The organism is Comamonas odontotermitis (genome assembly GCF_020080045.1).
Taxonomy (GTDB): Bacteria; Pseudomonadota; Gammaproteobacteria; order Burkholderiales; family Burkholderiaceae_C; genus Comamonas; species Comamonas odontotermitis.
Map to the genome: position 1 here is coordinate 3,029,254 of NZ_CP083451.1, position 17,407 is coordinate 3,046,660.

General features: G+C 60.1%; 17 protein-coding genes. 3 read left to right on the forward strand and 14 right to left on the reverse strand.

Annotation, left to right across the window (positions count from 1 at the left end; all coding sequences use genetic code 11):
- Positions 1-2 precede the first annotated feature (2 nt).
- The 5 genes from phoU to pstS form a co-directional block, all read right to left on the reverse strand.
- Entirely contained in the window at positions 3-704 is a 702-nt protein-coding gene (gene phoU / locus LAD35_RS13985) for a phosphate signaling complex protein PhoU (protein WP_224149641.1), read from the reverse strand.
- 24 nt (positions 705-728) lie between these two features.
- On the reverse strand, positions 729-1,520 hold the full coding sequence (gene pstB, locus LAD35_RS13990; RefSeq protein ID WP_184708179.1) for a phosphate ABC transporter ATP-binding protein PstB: 792 nt from the start codon (positions 1,518-1,520) through the stop codon (positions 729-731).
- 19 nt (positions 1,521-1,539) lie between these two features.
- A complete protein-coding gene (pstA, locus tag LAD35_RS13995; protein WP_224149642.1) occupies positions 1,540-2,421 on the reverse strand; it encodes a phosphate ABC transporter permease PstA in 882 nt (293 codons plus the stop codon).
- A complete protein-coding gene (gene pstC, locus LAD35_RS14000) occupies positions 2,418-3,389 on the reverse strand; it encodes a phosphate ABC transporter permease subunit PstC (RefSeq protein WP_224149643.1) in 972 nt (323 codons plus the stop codon). Before pstC ends, pstA begins: the two co-directional genes overlap by 4 nt.
- 114 nt (positions 3,390-3,503) lie before the next feature.
- Positions 3,504-4,541 (reverse strand): phosphate ABC transporter substrate-binding protein PstS, encoded by a 1,038-nt coding sequence (gene pstS, locus LAD35_RS14005; protein WP_224149644.1) that lies wholly within the window; start codon positions 4,539-4,541, stop codon positions 3,504-3,506.
- A gap of 340 nt (positions 4,542-4,881) precedes the next feature.
- Here pstS and LAD35_RS14010 point away from each other — a divergent pair, with 340 nt between their 5' ends.
- Complete coding sequence (locus LAD35_RS14010; protein WP_317986708.1) at positions 4,882-6,402, forward strand: Ppx/GppA phosphatase family protein; 1,521 nt, start codon at positions 4,882-4,884, stop codon at positions 6,400-6,402.
- Between the two features lie 113 nt (positions 6,403-6,515).
- Here LAD35_RS14010 and LAD35_RS14015 read toward each other — a convergent pair whose 3' ends face one another.
- From LAD35_RS14015 to LAD35_RS14040, 6 genes are all read right to left on the reverse strand, one after another.
- Complete coding sequence (locus LAD35_RS14015) at positions 6,516-7,475, reverse strand: 2-hydroxyacid dehydrogenase (protein ID WP_263434656.1); 960 nt, start codon at positions 7,473-7,475, stop codon at positions 6,516-6,518.
- A gap of 147 nt (positions 7,476-7,622) precedes the next feature.
- Complete coding sequence (locus tag LAD35_RS14020) at positions 7,623-8,444, reverse strand: GNAT family N-acetyltransferase (protein WP_224149645.1); 822 nt, start codon at positions 8,442-8,444, stop codon at positions 7,623-7,625.
- Positions 8,445-8,664: 220 nt separating this feature from the next.
- Positions 8,665-9,999, reverse strand: a complete 1,335-nt coding sequence (gene glmM / locus LAD35_RS14025; protein ID WP_224149646.1) for a phosphoglucosamine mutase — start codon at positions 9,997-9,999, stop codon at positions 8,665-8,667.
- Positions 10,000-10,135: 136 nt separating this feature from the next.
- Positions 10,136-10,987 carry a dihydropteroate synthase gene (gene folP / locus LAD35_RS14030; RefSeq protein ID WP_224149647.1) on the reverse strand — a complete coding sequence of 284 codons (852 nt, stop codon included), beginning with the start codon at positions 10,985-10,987 and terminating at the stop codon, positions 10,136-10,138.
- 87 nt (positions 10,988-11,074) lie between these two features.
- Positions 11,075-12,997, reverse strand: coding sequence for an ATP-dependent zinc metalloprotease FtsH (gene ftsH, locus LAD35_RS14035; protein WP_224149648.1), 1,923 nt, complete (start codon positions 12,995-12,997; stop codon positions 11,075-11,077).
- Between the two features lie 238 nt (positions 12,998-13,235).
- A complete protein-coding gene (locus LAD35_RS14040; protein ID WP_224149649.1) occupies positions 13,236-13,892 on the reverse strand; it encodes an RlmE family RNA methyltransferase in 657 nt (218 codons plus the stop codon).
- Positions 13,893-13,923: 31 nt separating this feature from the next.
- On the opposite strand from LAD35_RS14040, the gene LAD35_RS14045 reads away from it, so the two are divergent.
- Positions 13,924-14,394, forward strand: a complete 471-nt coding sequence (locus LAD35_RS14045) for a YhbY family RNA-binding protein (RefSeq protein WP_224149650.1) — start codon at positions 13,924-13,926, stop codon at positions 14,392-14,394.
- A gap of 28 nt (positions 14,395-14,422) precedes the next feature.
- Positions 14,423-15,142 carry a glycosyltransferase gene (locus LAD35_RS14050; RefSeq protein ID WP_224149651.1) on the forward strand — a complete coding sequence of 240 codons (720 nt, stop codon included), beginning with the start codon at positions 14,423-14,425 and terminating at the stop codon, positions 15,140-15,142.
- Positions 15,143-15,375: 233 nt separating this feature from the next.
- Here the strand turns inward: LAD35_RS14050 and LAD35_RS14055 are convergent, their stop codons facing one another.
- The 3 genes from LAD35_RS14055 to greA are packed head-to-tail and all read right to left on the reverse strand — an operon-like array spanning position 15,376 to position 17,255.
- A complete protein-coding gene (locus LAD35_RS14055; RefSeq protein WP_224149652.1) occupies positions 15,376-16,260 on the reverse strand; it encodes a Kdo hydroxylase family protein in 885 nt (294 codons plus the stop codon).
- Between the two features lie 46 nt (positions 16,261-16,306).
- Positions 16,307-16,747, reverse strand: coding sequence for a DUF4149 domain-containing protein (locus LAD35_RS14060; protein WP_224149653.1), 441 nt, complete (start codon positions 16,745-16,747; stop codon positions 16,307-16,309).
- Positions 16,748-16,778: 31 nt separating this feature from the next.
- The gene (gene greA / locus LAD35_RS14065) at positions 16,779-17,255 is read right to left on the reverse strand and encodes a transcription elongation factor GreA (protein WP_184708283.1); all 477 of its coding nucleotides are present in this window, start codon (positions 17,253-17,255) and stop codon (positions 16,779-16,781) included.
- Between the last annotated feature and the right edge of the window lie 152 nt (positions 17,256-17,407).

The following is a 17,407-nucleotide window of genomic DNA, read 5'->3' on the forward strand; positions in this document are numbered from 1 at the left end:
CTCTACAAAACACTGGATTCGATTTCGTCCATCGTGGTGTGACGCACATCGATCCCCTTGACCAGGTAGATGATGAGCTCTGCCACGTTCTTGGAGTGATCGCCGATGCGCTCAATGGCCTTGGCCAGGAACAGCAGGTCCAGACTGGGAGAGATCTTGCGGGGATCTTCCATCATGTAAGTGATGAGTTTGCGGACAAAACCATCGAACTCGGCATCAATCAGATCGTCTTCCTTGAGGATCGAGACGGCGGCAGCGGTATCGAGGCGCGCAAACGCATCGAGCGTCTTGCGCAGCAGGCCCGAGGCAAGATCGGCCGCCACACGCAGATCGGTCGTGGGCAGGGAGCGCGCAGCGCCACTTTCGATGATGGAGCCCACCATGCGCGCCATCTTGTGGGCCTCGTCGCCCATGCGCTCCAGGTTGGCGGTCGCCTTGGAGAACGCGATCAGCAGGCGCAGGTCACGTGCCGTTGGCTGGCGCCGGGCGATGATGGTCGACAGTTCATAGTCGATGTCGACTTCCAGCTGGTTCACGCGCTTTTCAGCCTCGTCAACACGTTGCACGGCCTCCATGCTGAATTGCGAGAGCGCATAGATCGCCTGCTGAATCTGCGATTCCACGAGCCCGCCCAACTCCATCACGCGGGAGGAGATGTTGTTGAGTTCGCTGTCAAATTGTGAGGATAGGTGTTTTTCAGTCATGCGACTCTTTCCAATTCTGGCCAATTAGCCGAAACGGCCCGTGATGTAATCTTCTGTTTCTTTGCGCTGGGGCTTGAAGAACATTTGCTCGGTGGCGCCAAACTCCATCAGGCTGCCCAGATACATGTAGGCAGTGAAGTCACTGCAGCGCGCAGCCTGCTGCATGTTGTGGGTCACGATGACGACGGTGTACTCGTCCTTGAGCTCGGCGATCAGCTCTTCCACCTTGGCGGTCGAGATCGGGTCCAGTGCCGAGCAGGGCTCGTCCAACAGCAGCACTTCTGGCTTGATGGCAATACCGCGGGCAATGCACAGACGTTGCTGCTGACCGCCCGACAGGCCGGAGCCGCTCTGGCCCAGCTTGTCCTTGACCTCGGACCACAGCGCGGCCTTGCGCAGCGCCCATTCCACACGCTCTTCCATGTCACTCTTGCTCAGGTCCTCGAACAGCTTCACCCCGAAAGCGATGTTGTCGTAGATCGACATTGGAAATGGCGTGGGCTTCTGAAACACCATGCCGACCTTGGCGCGGATCAGGGCCACATCCTGCTTGCTGGTGAGCAGGTTTTCGCCGTCCAGCACGATCTGGCCTTCCGCACGCTGCTCGGGATAGAGCTCATACATGCGGTTGAAGGTACGCAGCAGGGTCGATTTTCCGCAGCCCGAGGGGCCGATGAAGGCAGTCACCTTCTTTTCCGGAATCTCCAGATTGATGTTCTTGAGAGCGTGGAACTTGCCGTAGTAGAAGTTCAGGTCGCGCACCGAAATCTTGGAGTTCAGTGCACTGGCATTGGCTGCATTGGTTTTCGTCAGCATGATGTTCATCCATCCGTATTTATTTTTGACGTGCGAAGGTGCGCGCCAGAATGTTCAGGCCGAGCACGGCGAGCGTGATCAGGAAGACGCCGGCCCAGGCCAGTTGCTGCCAGTTTTCATAGGGGCTCATGGCGAACTTGAAGATGGTCACCGGCAGGCTCGCCATCGGCTTGGACAGATCGGTATTCCAGAACTGGTTGTTCAGCGCAGTAAAGAGGAGCGGAGCGGTTTCGCCAGCGATACGCGCCACGGCCAACAGCACACCGGTGATCACACCGGCACGGGCAGCTCGCAGGGTCACCATGCTGATCACCTTCCACTTGGGTGTGCCCAGGGCATAGGCCGCTTCACGCAGGCTGGATGGCACCAGTACCAGCATGTTCTCGGTCGTGCGGATCACCACAGGAATCACGATCAGCGCCAGCGCCATCACACCGGCGTAACCGGAGAAGCTCTTGAGCTTGATCACGATCACGGTGTAGACAAACAAGCCGATCACGATGGATGGCGCAGACAGCAGGATGTCATTGACAAAACGGGTGACCGAAGCGAGCCAGCCGGTCTTGTTGTATTCGGCCAGGTACACACCAGCCATCACACCGATGGGCGTGCCTACACAGGTCGCCATGAACACCATCACCAGCGATCCCCAGATCGCGTTGGCAATACCGCCCGACTCATTGGGCGCAGGCGTCATTTCGGTCAGCAGGGCTACGCTCAGGCCACCAATGCCCAGGCGCAGGGTCTCCCACAGAATCCAGACCAGCCAGAACACACCAAAGGCCATGGCCGCCAGCGACAGACCGATCGCGATCTTGTTGATGCGATTGCGGCCACGGTATTTGGCTGCGCGGATGGTTGCAAGATCCGAAGCCTTGATCAAACGTTCTCCCGTGGTCATGCGCGGGCTCCTTCATTCTTTTGCAGACGGCTGAGCAGCAGCTTGGAGCAGGCCAGCACAATGAACGTGATGAAGAACAGCGCCAGACCCAGGTAGATCAGCGATGCCTGGTGCAGGCCTTCGCCCGCTTCCGCAAATTCATTGGCCAGGGCCGAGGTAATGCTGTTGGCCGCCTCAAACAGTGACAGAGAATTGAGTTGGTTCATATTGCCGATCACGAAGGTGACGGCCATGGTCTCGCCCAGTGCGCGGCCCAGTCCCAGCATCACGCCGCCGAACACGCCGGTCTTGGTGTAGGGCAATACTACCTTCCACATCACTTCCCAGGTGGTTGAACCCAGGCCGTAAGCCGATTCCTTGAGGAGCGCGGGCGTGACTTCGAATACATCGCGCATCACCGAGGCGATGAAGGGGATCACCATGATCGCCAGAATGACACCGGCGGAAAAAATGCCGATGCCCACAGGAGGGCCGGACACCAGGCCTTCCAGCACTGGAATGCCCTTGAACAGGGTTTGCAGAGGCTGCTGCACATAGGTGGCCAGCAGCGGGCCGAACACCATCAGGCCCCACATGCCATACACGATGGAGGGCACGGCGGCCAGCAATTCAATGGCCGTACCCAATGGCCGCTTGAGCCAGACGGGCGACAGCTCCGTCAGAAACAGGGCGATGCCAAAGCTCACGGGCACCGCAATCAGCAAGGCAATGGCCGATGTGGCCAAGGTGCCGTAGATCATCACCAGGCCACCGTACTGGTTCTGCACCGGATCCCATTCGCTGCGGAAGAAGAAGCCGATTCCATACTCACGGATAGCGGGCCACGCACCCACGACCAGGGAGCCCATGATCGCCAGCAGCAAAGCCAGGGTCAGCACTGCCGCGCCGCGCGCCAGCAATGCGAACAGGCCGTCGGCGACAGAGTTGGAAAGCCAGGGCTTTCGCGAAGGAGGCTGGCTGGACTGCATGTCTGCTTTATCCCCCGCGACCGCGCTGTTTTGTACTGGAAAAGATGTCGACACTTGTGAATTCCATGGAAGGTGGAAAAGGCCGCTACCCGAGCGGCCTGTGATGTTTGCGACTTACTTGGCTACAACAGCCTTGCCGCCGCTGTCCTTGATGTTGTTCCAGGACTTGTAGATGATGTCCTTCACGCTCGCAGGCATCGGCACATAGTCCAGGCCATCTGCCGTCTGGTCACCCGACTTGTAGGCCCATTCAAAGAACTTCAGCGAAGTGGCAGCCTGCGCTGGCTTGTCCTGGGTCTTGTGCATCAGGATGAAGGTGGCGCTGGTGATGGGCCACGAATCCTTGCCTGGCTGGTTGGTCAGAATCTGGTAGAAGCTCTTGGTCCAGTCGGCACCGGCGGCGGCGGCCTTGAAGCTGGTGTCATCGGGGCTGACAAAGTTGCCTTCTGAATTCTTCAGTTGGGCAAAGGTCATCTTGTTCTGCTTGACGTAGGCGTACTCCACATAGCCGATGGAGTTGGGCAGGCGGCCCACATACGCTGCAACACCTTCGTTGCCCTTGCCGCCGGCACCCGTAGGCCAGTTCACGGCAGCGCCTTCACCAACCTTGTCCTTCCACTCGGTGTTGACCTTGGAGAGGTAGTTGGTGAAGCCGAAGGTCGTGCCCGAACCGTCAGCACGGCGCACCGGGGCAATGGCAGCGTCAGGCAGTGCCACGCCAGGATTCAGGGCGGTGATGGCAGGGTCGTTCCACTTGGTGATCTTGCCCAGGTAGATATCGCCCAGCACTTGGCCCGACAGCTTCAACTGGCCCGGATTGATGCCCTTGATGTTGACCACGGGCACAATGCCACCGATCACGGTGGGGAACTGCACCAGGCCCTTCTGGTTCAACTCATCGTCCTTCAATGGCATGTCGGAAGCACCGAAGTCCACCGTCTTGGCATCGATCTGCTTGATACCAGCGCTGGAGCCCACGGACTGGTAGTTGATCTTGACGCCAGTTGCCTTGTTGTAATCGGCTGCCCACTTGGAATACAGCGGAGCGGGGAAACTTGCGCCCGCGCCAGTGGCTTCTTCCGCCTGAACCTGGGCAAATGCACCCGCAGCAACCAAACCAGCAACCAGCACTCGAATCGCGGACAGTTTCATGAAAACTCCTGTTGGTAATGAAACGCAATGGAGTGGACTGTAAAAAACCTTTATGACATTGATATGACATATTCCGTCATATTCCCCATGGAAATCAATCGATGCCCCTGAGCAACAAAGAGGCAATTGTCATATTTCAGTCATGCAAAAGACTTAATTTCAAAGCTTTGTCAGCATAGGGAATGGCTTTGCAATGGACAACGGTCGCGGTGCTATGCTCCCTGCCCTGGAGTGCTTTTGCTGGATCGCACATCTGGCGGACATGGTGTGCTGGTGAGGCCCGCCACGCCGATTTCCTTGCAATTTGTAAAGCGCACTCCTATTTTTGCAGACTTGATTGATGACGACACCTATGCTCGATGGAACCCTGCTTGCCGCCGTGGATCTGGGATCCAACAGTTTTCGCCTGGAGGTTGGGCGCTACGCATCCGGCCATATCGAACGCGTGCAGTATTTCAAGGAGATGGTACGCCAGGGCGCGGGCCTCGACGAAGCGGGCAACCTCTCGGTGGAGTCCATGCAGCGCGGCTGGGATTGCCTGGCGCGCTTTGCCGAACGCCTGAAAGGCTTTCCGCCCGCCCAGGTGCGTGCCGTGGCCACCCAGACCCTGCGCGAAGCCAAGAACCGCGACATCTTCATCCAGCAGGCCAACCAGATCCTGGGCTACCCGATCAGCGTGATCTCCGGCCCCGAGGAGGCCCGGTTGATCTACCAGGGCGCCGCCCATTCGCTGCCGCCGTCCGACGAGCGCCGGCTGGTCGTGGACATCGGCGGGCGCTCGACCGAGTTGATCCTGGGCCAGCGCTTTCTGACCGAGCGTGTGGCCTCCTACCCCGTGGGCAGCGTGGCCTGGTCGCTGCGCTATTTTCCCAATGGCGAATTCACCAAGGCCAGCCTGAGAACGGCGCACATTGCTGCGCAGGCCGTCATGGAAGAGGCCGCCCTGCACTTCGCCCCCAACAGTTGGGACATGGCTTACGGCACATCAGGCACAGCCAATGCAATTGCGGATGTGCTGGCGGCTTATGGCGGTGAGCCCGATGTGGTGCGCCGCGAGCAGCTGTACTGGCTGTGTGAACAGTTGCTGGCCGCAGGCAACGCCGCAAACATCAGGCTTGAAGGCCTGAAGGAAGAGCGCCGCGCGGTGATTGGTGGCGGCGTGACCGCGCTCTGCGCCATTTTCGATCTGCTGCAGATCGATGAATTGCGCATTGCCAGCGGAGCACTGCGCCAGGGTTTGCTGCGCGACATGGTGCAGCACGAGGAATATTCCGATATCCGCAACCGCACCATCAGCACCTTGGTGGAGCGCTACCAGGTCGATGGCGCGCAAGCGGCCCGCGTTCAACGAACCGCCGCCATGCTGTTTGAACAGGCCAGACGCTACACCGGCGTGACCGACCCAGTGAAACTGAAATCCCCCATGCTGGACTGGGCCAGCCAGTTGCATGAGATGGGCTGCCTCATCTCGCACAACGACTACCACCACCATGGCGCCTATGTGCTGAGCCACAGCGATGTGCCGGGCTTTACCCAGACCGAGCTATCGCACCTCGCCGCCTTGGTGCTGGCCCAGCGCGGCAAGCTGCGCAAGGTCGAGGGCTTCTTGCAGAACCCTGAGTTTGCACTGGAGCTGTTGTGCCTGCGCCTGGCCACCGTGCTGTGCCACGCCCGCCGCAATCCAGAGCTGGAACAGCTGAATCTGCGCGACAAGCCTGAGAAATGGTCGCTCAAGGCCCTGGCCGGCTGGTCGGAGCAGTTTCCACAATCCGCCTATCTGCTGGGCGAAGAGGTGCTCGCCTGGCAGAAGACCCCATACGTGTTCCAGTTCAAGCAGGCAGGCAGTATTCTTGCAAAGTGATTGACCATTGCATATAAAAATAGCCGATGGCGCTCATTCATCAAGCGCAAGAAGCTATTATTTATATAGCAAATAATGAACCATCGGGATGCAGGTGAATATGCGTTGATGCATCAGCCCAGGTCTACCGGTGCCACAGCGCCACGACCAGAGAACACCCCGGTCAGGTTGCCAATGAACTGATCCACACTGGCCTGCGTCGCCTCGGGCGACCAGCCGGCAACATGGGGCGTGATCAGTATATTGGGCAGGTCGATCAGCGGCTCGGGCCGGTGCGGTTCACTCTCGTACACATCAATGCCCGCACCTGCAATACGGCCTTCCTGCAGTGCAGCAGCCAGTGCTTCGGTATCCACCACCGAGCCGCGCGCGATATTGATCAGATAGCCCTGCGGACCCAGCGCCCGCAACACCTCCGCATTGACCAGATGGCGCGTGCCAGCACCGCCCGGTGTCGCGCACACCAGCACATCAGCCCAGGCAGCCAGCGCCAGTACCGAGTCAAAGTACGGCTGCTGCACATCGGGCTTGGGCTTTCGGTTGTGGTAGCCCACCGGCATGTCGAAACCCGCAGCGCGTCTGGCGATCTTGAGGCCGATGTGGCCCAGACCGATGATGCCCAGCTTTTTGCCCGATACGCCCGGCGGGTGCGGAATCGTGAAACGATCCACCCCGGCCCTCGCCTGCTGGTCCAGCGAGCGGAAATTACGCATCGTGGCCAGGATGAGGCCAAAGGTGTGGTCGGCAACGCTGGTGTCGTTGGTGCCCGCCCCGGTGGCCACGACGGCGCCGCGCGCCTTCAAGGCATCCAGCGCCAGCCCTTCATAGCCCGCGCCCAGGGTGCAGGCCAGGCGCAGGCGTGGCATGCGGGCCACCTCGTCGGCGCTCAAACCGATGGAGCCGATGGTGAGCACCGCATCCACCTCGGCCCCCTGCTCTGCGACAGCCTGCGCACGTTGCGCCGCCGTGGGCGCGTAGATGACCGTCGCATGCTGGCGAATCTGGTCCAGATGCTGCTCGGCCATGGGATTGAAGACCAGCAGCGTGATCGGGGAATGCGAGGACTGGCTCACCACAACTCCTTCATTGATAGCAAAAGAGCCGCTTGCAACGTATGCAAGCGGCTCTTTTGATTATGAAGGCCTTTTGACGACAGGGTTGTTCCCTGCCACACCATAGCCAGAGCCCCCTGGCAGGGCAGTTGCCGCATGCAGCGGCCATCAACCCAGAAAGTGCTTGCGATAGCGTGCCGGCAGGCGATCAAGCTGCATCAGCATGGGCAGATCGGCAGTGTTGAAATCCGGATCCCAGGCTGGCGCGCCGATCACCTCGGTGCCCACGCGCAGATAACCCTTGATGAGTGCTGGCGGCTCCACTTCGACCTGGTCATCCAGTTGATCCAGTGGCAGCGGCAGGCGTGGCGTGACCGCGTACTCCGTCGATACCTGCCTCTTGGCCTGCAGCTGGCGCCAGATGCTCGCTGCCGCATCGCCGCTGACGATGCCGTTGTGCCACATCGGAATGCTGGCGCAGCCCATCATGACATCGAGCTTGTTGCGCTGCATGAAGCTGGCCAGAGCCCCCCACAGCGCCATGATGACGCCACCCTGGCGGAAATCGGCATGTACGCAGCTGCGTCCCAGCTCCACCATGCGCGGGCGCAGCGCATCGATGGCAGTGAGATCAAATTCGCCATCGGAGTATGTACGCCCGGCACGCAGGGCCTGGGCGGGCGTGAGCAGGCGGTAGGTGCCGATCACCTGCTGCGTGCTGCTGTTGCGCACCAGCAGGTGCTCGCAGTAATCGTCAAAACCATCCACATCGTGGCCGGGCGTAGTGGTTTGCAGCTGCGCTCCCATTTCACCGGCAAATACCTGGTGGCGTAGGCGCTGGGCTTCGCGCACTTCGTCCAGATGGCGCGCCCAGGAAACCTCGATATCAGCCAATACCGCTGCAGCGGGCAAGGCAGAGGCATGCTTGGCAGCAGCCGGGCTGGAGACCAGGATGTCGGCTGCGCTGGAGAATTCGGGCTTGTTGTGCATGGCAGGGCTCCTCAATCGCTCTGCCGCCCTTTGCTGCACACCAGCCGCTATGCCGCGCCTCGTGCCCACACCGGGCTATCACAGAGCCCCGCCAGTTTCTCGCCGCCGCATGACAGTGCGATGTGCAAATCATGACGCTTGCATGACATGGCACCTATGCAACACCTTCAAAAGAGGGCTGCCTGCACGGGTCTGTACAGGTACAGACCAGTCACTCCGCTCAGGACTGGCGCGCTACTTCCGCCAGCTGTTCGGCGCAGCGGCTCGCCTGGGCAGCATCAAAGGCTTCCACCATCACACGCAGCAGCGGCTCGGTGCCGCTTGCGCGGATCAGCACACGCCCCTGGCCCGCAAAGCGCTCGGTGATGTCGCGCTGCAGATCGGCCAGCTTCTGGTTTCGGCTCCAGTCCTGTCCCGGCTGCAGGCGCACGTTCAGCAGAACCTGCGGGCACAGGTCGACGCCCTTGAGCTGCTCGGCAATGCCCTGCTGGCGACTCACACAGGCTTGCAGCACCTGCAGCGCGCTGATGAGGCCGTCGCCCGTGGTGTGCTTGTCCAGCGCCAGCAGGTGACCCGAGCCTTCACCGCCCAGTATCCAGTTGCGACGTTGCAGCTCTTCCAGCACATAGCGGTCGCCCACCTTGGCACGCACCAGCTCGATGCCTTGCGCACGCAGGGCCGCCTCCACGGCCAGATTGGTCATCAGGGTGCCGACAACGCCTGCTATCTTTTCGCCACGGTGCAGGCGATCCATGGCCATCAGGTAGAGCAATTCGTCGCCGTTGAACAGGCGGCCATTGGCATCCACCAGTTGCAGTCGGTCGGCGTCGCCATCCAGCGCCACGCCGACGTCCGCATTGTTGGCGCGCACGGCACGCACCAGTGCTTCGGGGCGGGTAGCGCCCACGCCCTGGTTGATATTGAGACCATCGGGGTTGCAACCGATGGTGATCACATCGGCCCCCAGCTCGTGGAAGACCTTGGGCGCTATCTGGTAGGCAGCGCCATGCGCCGCATCCACCACCACCCGCATCCCGTGCAGAGACAGCTGGTTGTCGAAGGTGCTCTTGCAAAATTCGATATAGCGGCCAGGGGCATCATCGAGACGGCGCGCCTTGCCCAACTGTGCAGACTCCACCCACACCGGGCTTTCGGCCAGCGCGGCCTCTACCGATTCCTCCCAGGCATCGGGCAGCTTGGTGCCTTCCGCGCTGAAGAACTTGATACCGTTGTCCTCGAAAGGATTGTGGCTGGCACTGATGACCACGCCCAGGCTGGCACGCAAGGCCCGCGTGAGGTAAGCCACACCGGGCGTGGGCAATGGCCCAAGCAGCACCACATCAACACCTGCGGAGTTGAAGCCCGATTCCAGCGCACTTTCCAGCATGTAACCCGAGATGCGCGTGTCCTTGCCGATCAGCACCGTCGGGCGATCCTCGCCCCGCCGCAGCACACGGCCTACGGCGTGACCGAGGCGCAGCACGAAATCAGGCGTAATGGGCGATTTACCGACCGTGCCGCGAATTCCATCGGTTCCAAAATACTGGCGTGGCATATTCTTTGTTTCCGTAGCAAGAAAGTAAGCACCCGCCTTGGCAATGGCAGGTTTTGGCGACCATTCAGACGCTCAGGTGAAGTGTAACGTTTGTGCCACGTTTCCAGTTGAAAGCGAGGCTCCCGCTTGTCATTCGTTAAAGATGCAAGGCCTCGGGCCGCCGCATGGCGCCCAGCACGGCCAGCGCATCGGCAGTTTCGCGCACATCATGCACGCGTACCACGGCCGCCCCATGCTCTGCCGCCAAGAGCGCCGCCGCAATGCTGGCAGGCATGCGCTCGCCCACCTCGCGCCCCGTGACCTTGCCCAGTGAACCTTTGCGCGACCAGCCCGCAAGCAGCGGATACCCGGCCGCAGCCAGCACGGGCTGCTGCTGCAGCAAGGCAAAGTTCTGCTCCACGGTTTTGCCAAACCCGGTGCCAGCATCCCACACAATGCGGTCCTTTTGCACACCCAACGCGCATAGTTCAAGCGTTTGCCGCTGCAAAAACTGGAGCACTTGCGCTGTCACGTCCTGTGCCGCGTCCATGTGCTGCAGGTGCATGGTCTGCGGATTGGCATGCATGTGCATCAGGCATATGCCGCAACTGGGGTGGGCAGCCACTGCGGCACGGGCTCCCGGCTGTCGCAGTGCCCAGATGTCGTTGATGATGTCGGCTCCGGCATCAAGCACTGCCTGCATCACTTCGGGCTTGTAGGTATCGACCGAAATGGGTACCTGCAATGCCACCGCTGCCTCCACCACCGGCAGCACACGGCGCAGTTCCTCATCCAGCGGCACAGCGGGGCTGCCCGGGCGGGTGGATTCGCCACCGATATCCAGAATGTGCGCTCCATCGGCCAGCAGCTTTTCTGCGTGCGCCATGGCGGCCGCAACGCCCTGGTGGCTGCCTCCGTCTGAGAAGGAATCGGGCGTGACATTGACGATGCCCATGATCCGGGGCTCAGTCAAGTCAATCGCAAAGCGGCTGGTTTGCCAGATTGGCATGGGTGAATCCTTTGCAAAAGAGAAAAGCGCTCCAGGAGCGCTTTTCGGTGTGGTGTTTCGATTCAGCAGAGAATCAGGCAGGCCCCATCAGGCGGCGTTGGGCGCATGGTCGGTCACCACGGAGGTACCGCCACCAGTGCTGCCACCATCGTTGTTGGACGGCGGGTTACGCGGCGTCCAGTCCTTGGGTGGACGCGGCTCCTTGCCAGCCATGATGTCATCGAGTTGCTCGGCATCAATGGTTTCCCAGTCCAGCATGGCCTTGGCCATGGCATGCATCTTGTCGCTGTTGTCCTCGATCAGCTTGCGTGCCAGGTGGTACTGCTCGTCGATGATGCGGCGCACTTCGGCGTCGACCTTCTGCATGGTCTCTTCGCTGATGTTGCTGGGCTTGCTCATCGAGCGCCCCAGGAAAGGCTCGCCCTCCTGTTCGGCATACACCATGGGGCCCAATGCATCGGTCATGCCGTAACGCGTCACCATGTCGCGGGCAATCTGGGTTGCGCGCTCGAAGTCATTGGAGGCGCCGGTGGTCATCTGGTTCATGAACACTTCTTCGGCAATGCGGCCACCAAACAGCATGGCGATCTGGTTCAGCATGAACTCCTTGTCATAGGAGTAGCGGTCCTTCTCGGGCAGGCTCATCGTCACGCCCAACGCACGGCCACGCGGAATGATGGTGACCTTGTGCACCGGATCGCACTTGGGCAGCAGCTTGCCGATCAGCGCATGACCTGCTTCGTGGTAGGCCGTGTTGCGACGCTCTTCCTCGGGCATGACCATGGATTTGCGCTCGGGGCCCATGATGATCTTGTCCTTGGCCTTCTCGAAATCCTGCATCTCGACAGTGCGCGCATTGCGGCGTGCTGCCATCAGCGCAGCTTCGTTGCACAGGTTGGCCAGATCGGCGCCGGACATGCCGGGGGTGCCTCGGGCGATCACGCCTGGGTTCACATCCTGGCCAACAGGGATCTTGCGCATGTGCACATTCAGGATCTGTTCGCGGCCACGAATATCGGGTAGCGTGACATAGACTTGGCGGTCAAAACGACCCGGGCGCAGCAAGGCTGCATCCAGAATGTCGGGACGGTTGGTGGCTGCCACGACGATCACACCAAGGTTGGTCTCGAAACCATCCATCTCGACCAGCATCTGGTTCAGGGTCTGCTCGCGCTCGTCATTGCCGCCACCCATGCCCGCACCGCGCTGGCGGCCGACCGCATCGATTTCGTCGATGAAGATGATGCAAGGTGCATTCTTCTTGGCGTTTTCGAACATGTCGCGCACGCGGGCCGCGCCCACGCCAACGAACATTTCCACGAAATCAGAGCCCGAGATACTGAAGAAAGGCACCTTGGCCTCGCCAGCAATCGACTTGGCCAGCAAGGTCTTGCCCGTGCCGGGAGGACCGACCAGCAGCAGACCACGAGGAATACGACCACCGAGCTTCTGGAACTTGTTGGGATCCTTCAGGAAGTCCACCACTTCCTTGACTTCTTCCTTGGCCTCGTCGCAACCGGCCACATCGGCAAACGTGACGGTGTTGTTGTTCTCATCGAGCATGCGCGCCTTGGACTTGCCAAAGCTGAAGGCGCCGCCCTTGCCACCGCCCTGCATCTGCCGCATGAAGTACACCCACACCCCGATCAGGAGCAGCATCGGGCCCCAGCTGATCAGCAGGCTCATCAGCAGCGAACCTTCTTCGCGCTCCTTCACGTCGAACTTGACGTTGTTGTTGATCAAGTCGCCAATCAGGCCGCGATCCATGAAGGTGGCGGTGGTCTGCAGTTTGCGGTCGTCACCGGTCGTGGCCAGAATCACCGTTCCAGAAGGACTTTCCTGCAAGGTGGCGGATTTGACGCGGCCATTGCGCACGTCCTGCAGGAATTCGGAATACGGCACCTTGGTCGCGCCAGCGCCTGCACGGTTGTCAAATTGCTTGAACACCGTGAAAAGCACCATGGCGATGACCAGCCAAACGGCAATCTTAGAAAACCACTGATTGTTCAAGGGGGCTCCAGTAGTAGGAAATCAGGGCATGACTTGCGCAAATCCGATTCAGCCAGGATATTTGCCCGGGGCAAATATCCTGTGTGCATCCTTGTTTGCATAAGCCTTGCAGGAAAGACACAGGAAACTGTTGTGTCATGTATGCGCTATTTTAGGACTTTCAAGGGCTCAATCCCCTGTTTGCCCCTTGGCTCCAGGGCGGAATCCCGGAAATGGGGCCGTGACTGACAGTGAAAGCCTATTTCTTCAAACGCATGCCAAGCAGATAAGTTTCCGACGATTTGTCGCGCGAAGCCTTGGGCTTGTAGGGTTTGACCACCTCGAAGGTCTGCTTGAACAAATCCACCAGTTGCGAATAGCCGCTGCCGTGGAACAGCTTGACCACCAGCGTACCTTCGGGCTTCATGTGTTTGATGGTGAAATCGACGGCCAACTCGATCAAGTGCGAAATGCGCGCAGCATCCACATTTTCTACCCCGGATAAATTAGGTGCCATATCGGAGATCACCACATCCACCTTGCGCTCGCCCAGAATCTCTTCCAACTGAACAAGCACCTCGTCTTCCCGGAAATCGCCCAGAATGAAGTCCACGCCCTCGATCGGCTCCATCGGCAGCATGTCGAGACCAATGATGGCGCCATTGAGTTCCCCCACCGCCGCGCCATCAGGCGAGAGGCGACGGCGGACGTACTGGCTCCAGGCGCCCGGAGTCGATCCCAGATCGACCACGACATCACCGGGGCGAATCAGCTTGAAATGTTCGTCGATTTCCTTGAGCTTGTAGACCGCGCGGGCGCGGTAGCCGTCTTTTTGCGCTGCGCGCACATAGGGATCATTGACGTGCTGGTTCAGCCACGCCTTGTTGATCTTCTTGCTTTTAGTACTTAATTTCATGTTTACTCCAAGGAACCCCGATAATACGGGTATGCCCCAAATACAACTCACCCCCGCCCAACGACGCGAACACCGCGCCGAAGCCCACCATCTTGACCCTGTGGTGTTGATTGGCGGCGACGGCCTGACCGAAGCCGTTCAGAAAGAGGTCGATCTGGCCCTCAATGCGCATGGTCTGATCAAGATCCGCGTATTCTCCGACGACCGTGCAGGCCGCGAAGCCATCTATGCAAAGCTGGCCGACGAGCTGAACGCCGCCCCCATCCAGCACATTGGCAAGCTGCTGGTGCTGTGGCGCCCCAAGGCCGCCAAGGAAAAGCAGCACGATGAAGACCGCAAGCCCGGCCCACGCGAAGTCAAAGTGCTCAAGTTCAGCAAGAACAGCTGGCAAAAGCCCGAGGTCAAGCAGATTCGCATCCTCGGCAACCAGCGTCTGACCTCCGGCGGCCAGATCAAGCGTGCCAAGCCCAAACAGAAGTCCGTCAAAAAACAGCAGGGCTGATAGTGTGACCGATCGCCACATCCTTTGCATGAAATGGGGTACCAAATATGGCCCCGAGTACGTCAACCGGCTTTATGCGATGGTCCGTCGCCACCTTCGTGGCGATTTTCGTTTTGTATGCCTGACGGACGACACCCAAGGCATCCGCAGCGAGGTGGAGTGCTTTCCCATCCCCGATCTGAACATCCATCTGGCCCCCGGCCAGCGGGATGGCGCGTGGAAGAAACTCACCACCTTCGAGCGTGACCTCTACGGCCTGCAGGGCCAGGCCCTGTTTCTGGATCTGGATGTGGTGGTTGTGGGCAGCCTGGATGATTTTTTTGCCCTGCCCGGCGAATTCCGCATCATTCACGACTACCCGCGCTTCTGGCGTTTTGGCGAGCGCATTGTCGGCAACTCGTCGGTCTACCGGTTCACCCTGGGTGCGCACGCCGATGTGCTGGAACACTTTCGCAGCAATACCGACCAGCTGCGTGCCCAGTACCGCAACGAGCAGGAATACCTGTCGCACTTTCTGCACCAGCAAGGCAAGCTGCAGTACTGGCCTGCACCATGGTGCCCGAGCTTCAAGTACTACTGCATTCCTGCCTGGCCCAGCAATTACTGGAAGGAGCCGGTGCCGCCCTCCGATGCGCGGATCGTCATCTTCCACGGCGAAGTGAATCCGCCCGATGCACTGGAAGGCCGCCGCAACAAGCGCTTTCACCATATTCAACCGGCAAAATGGATCGAGAAGGCCTGGGGTTGAGCAGCAGAACTTGCCAATTCTTCAAAAACCATAGCAGACAGCGCCCATCTTAGAACCGTTGGATCCGCAAAAGATATTCAGGCCCCCATGAATAGCGGCAATCAGCTCTTGTTGGTTTGTTGGCATTAAAGGCGTCGATACAAAGACAAAAGGCGTTGGTCTCTCGATCAACGCCTTTTTCCATGCCAATGTGCAGCAGATACACGCTTGGCTATGAGCCTCTCATGCGCCTGCTAACGCTGCGCTGCGTCTACCAGCGGGTGGCCCTTCATGCGCGTCAATATCGACAGCGGGCTGGCCGCAGGATCGTACTCGCTGCCAGGCGGCAGGAACAGGGTCTGCTCCAGCATGTACTGGCCAGACATCACGGCATGCACCGCCTGGTCCGAAAAGCACACCCAGGTGGAGCCTGCGGCGAAGGGCACGGTTTCCTGCGGTGCATTCTTCTGGTAATCCAGATCGCCCTTCATTCCATCATGCAATTGCAGCATCAGGTGGTCGTATTCGCTGCGGTGGGACTTGGTGACGTGCAGCAACTCCAGCGCCTTGGCCTGCCAGGCACTGTAGGGCTTGGCGCGGGGCAAGAATTTCTTTGCCACATCTTCAAATGGCTCCCCTACCCGCCATACGCGCGGCTGGCCATCGGGGTTCACATTGGTGAACACGCGTAGAATCCGCTCGCCGTAATTGGGGCGTGAGGGAAAGGCATCGACATGCATGCGCTTGTCGTCTGCGCGCCAGGACTGGGCGCGTGTTTCCACCTGGGATGGGCGGTAGCTGGTGGGCGCCATTCGCACCACAGGCATGTACGCCGGGAAAAGCCCGGCAATCAGCGCCGTAGCCTGTTCGCGAAAGCGCGCAACCATGGCGGCGACCGCTGCCTGCGTGGCGGCGTCACCGGCAACGCCTTTAATGGAGCCATCCACGTTCAGGCTGATATTGCGGGTCTTGGGATCGCGCACATCCGGGCGCAGCAGCGTTTTCTCGTGGTCTGACAGTGCAAAGCGCAGTTGCGGGAAATACAGAACCTTGCCGGCCTCGACGGCCGCCGTCCATTCATCGCAACCGTGGACCTGGTTCCAGTCCGTTGCGTCGATTTTGAGGATTTGAGATTGCATGGCGGCTCCAGTGTACCCTGGTCACCTGCCACTGTTTTGGCGCAGGTCAAGCCTTCTGGTCCATCGAGGCCGCCCCTTGTACACGGCCAGATACGTGCCATAGGACGATGGCAGCACACAGCCATTGCAGTGCGTACATGAGCGTGCCCAGGCTGTGCCAGAGCTTGAGGTTCTGGCGCGCCACAATTTTGGGCGAGATGCCGTACTGCACCACCAAGGCCAGCAGCATGCCGGCCAGAACGAAACCGATGGCAGCCCGCGCCCACGGATAAAGCGCATTGGCCTGCTTGTCCTTGGCCATCACCAGAAGCAGCAAGGTGCAGGCGACCGACACCCAGGTCTGCGCCGCAAACAGTTTGGCGGCCATGAAGCCAGCCATCGCAGCCAGTGGCAAGCTGGCAAACAGCATGGGCACCGCCATGAAGCCAATGACCGACAGGCTACCCCACCACAGTGCGGCGGCAAAAATCGGCAGGCGTTCTTTCATGCTGGCAATCATGGGCATGGTCTGCTCTGGCTCAGAGGTAGCGCACGCCCACCACTTCGTAGCGACGCACGCCACCCGGTGCCTGTACTTCTGCGGTGTCGCCCTCTTCCTTGCCGATCAGCGCGCGGGCAATCGGGCTCGATACATTGATCAGGCCCTGTTTCAGGTCTGCCTCATCTTCGCCCACGATCTGGTAGGTCACGGGGTCACCACTCTCTTCGTCTTCCAGATCCACGGTCGCGCCAAACACGACCTTGCCGCCGGCATCGAGCTGGCTGGGGTCGATGATCTGCGCTGCCGACAGCTTGGCCTCCACCTCCTGGATACGGCCTTCGATGAAGCCCTGGCGGTCCTTGGCGGCATCATATTCGGCGTTTTCGCTCAGGTCGCCGTGCGAACGCGCTTCGGCAATCGCAGCGATCACGCCCGGGCGCTCTACGGTCTTGAGGCGCTGCAGCTCTTCCTTGAGCTTTTCTGCTCCGCGCTTGGTAATCGGAATAGTGGCCATTTCGGTCTCCACAAACATGTTCAATGCCAGCATTTGCTGGCATGTGGCATACATACGCCCCGCACGGCGGCGGGTGGTTCAAAAGCAAACCGCCGCGCTGGGAGCGCGGCGGTTGCGAGTCAGTCCCTATTATGCCGATTTTTGTGCTCCGG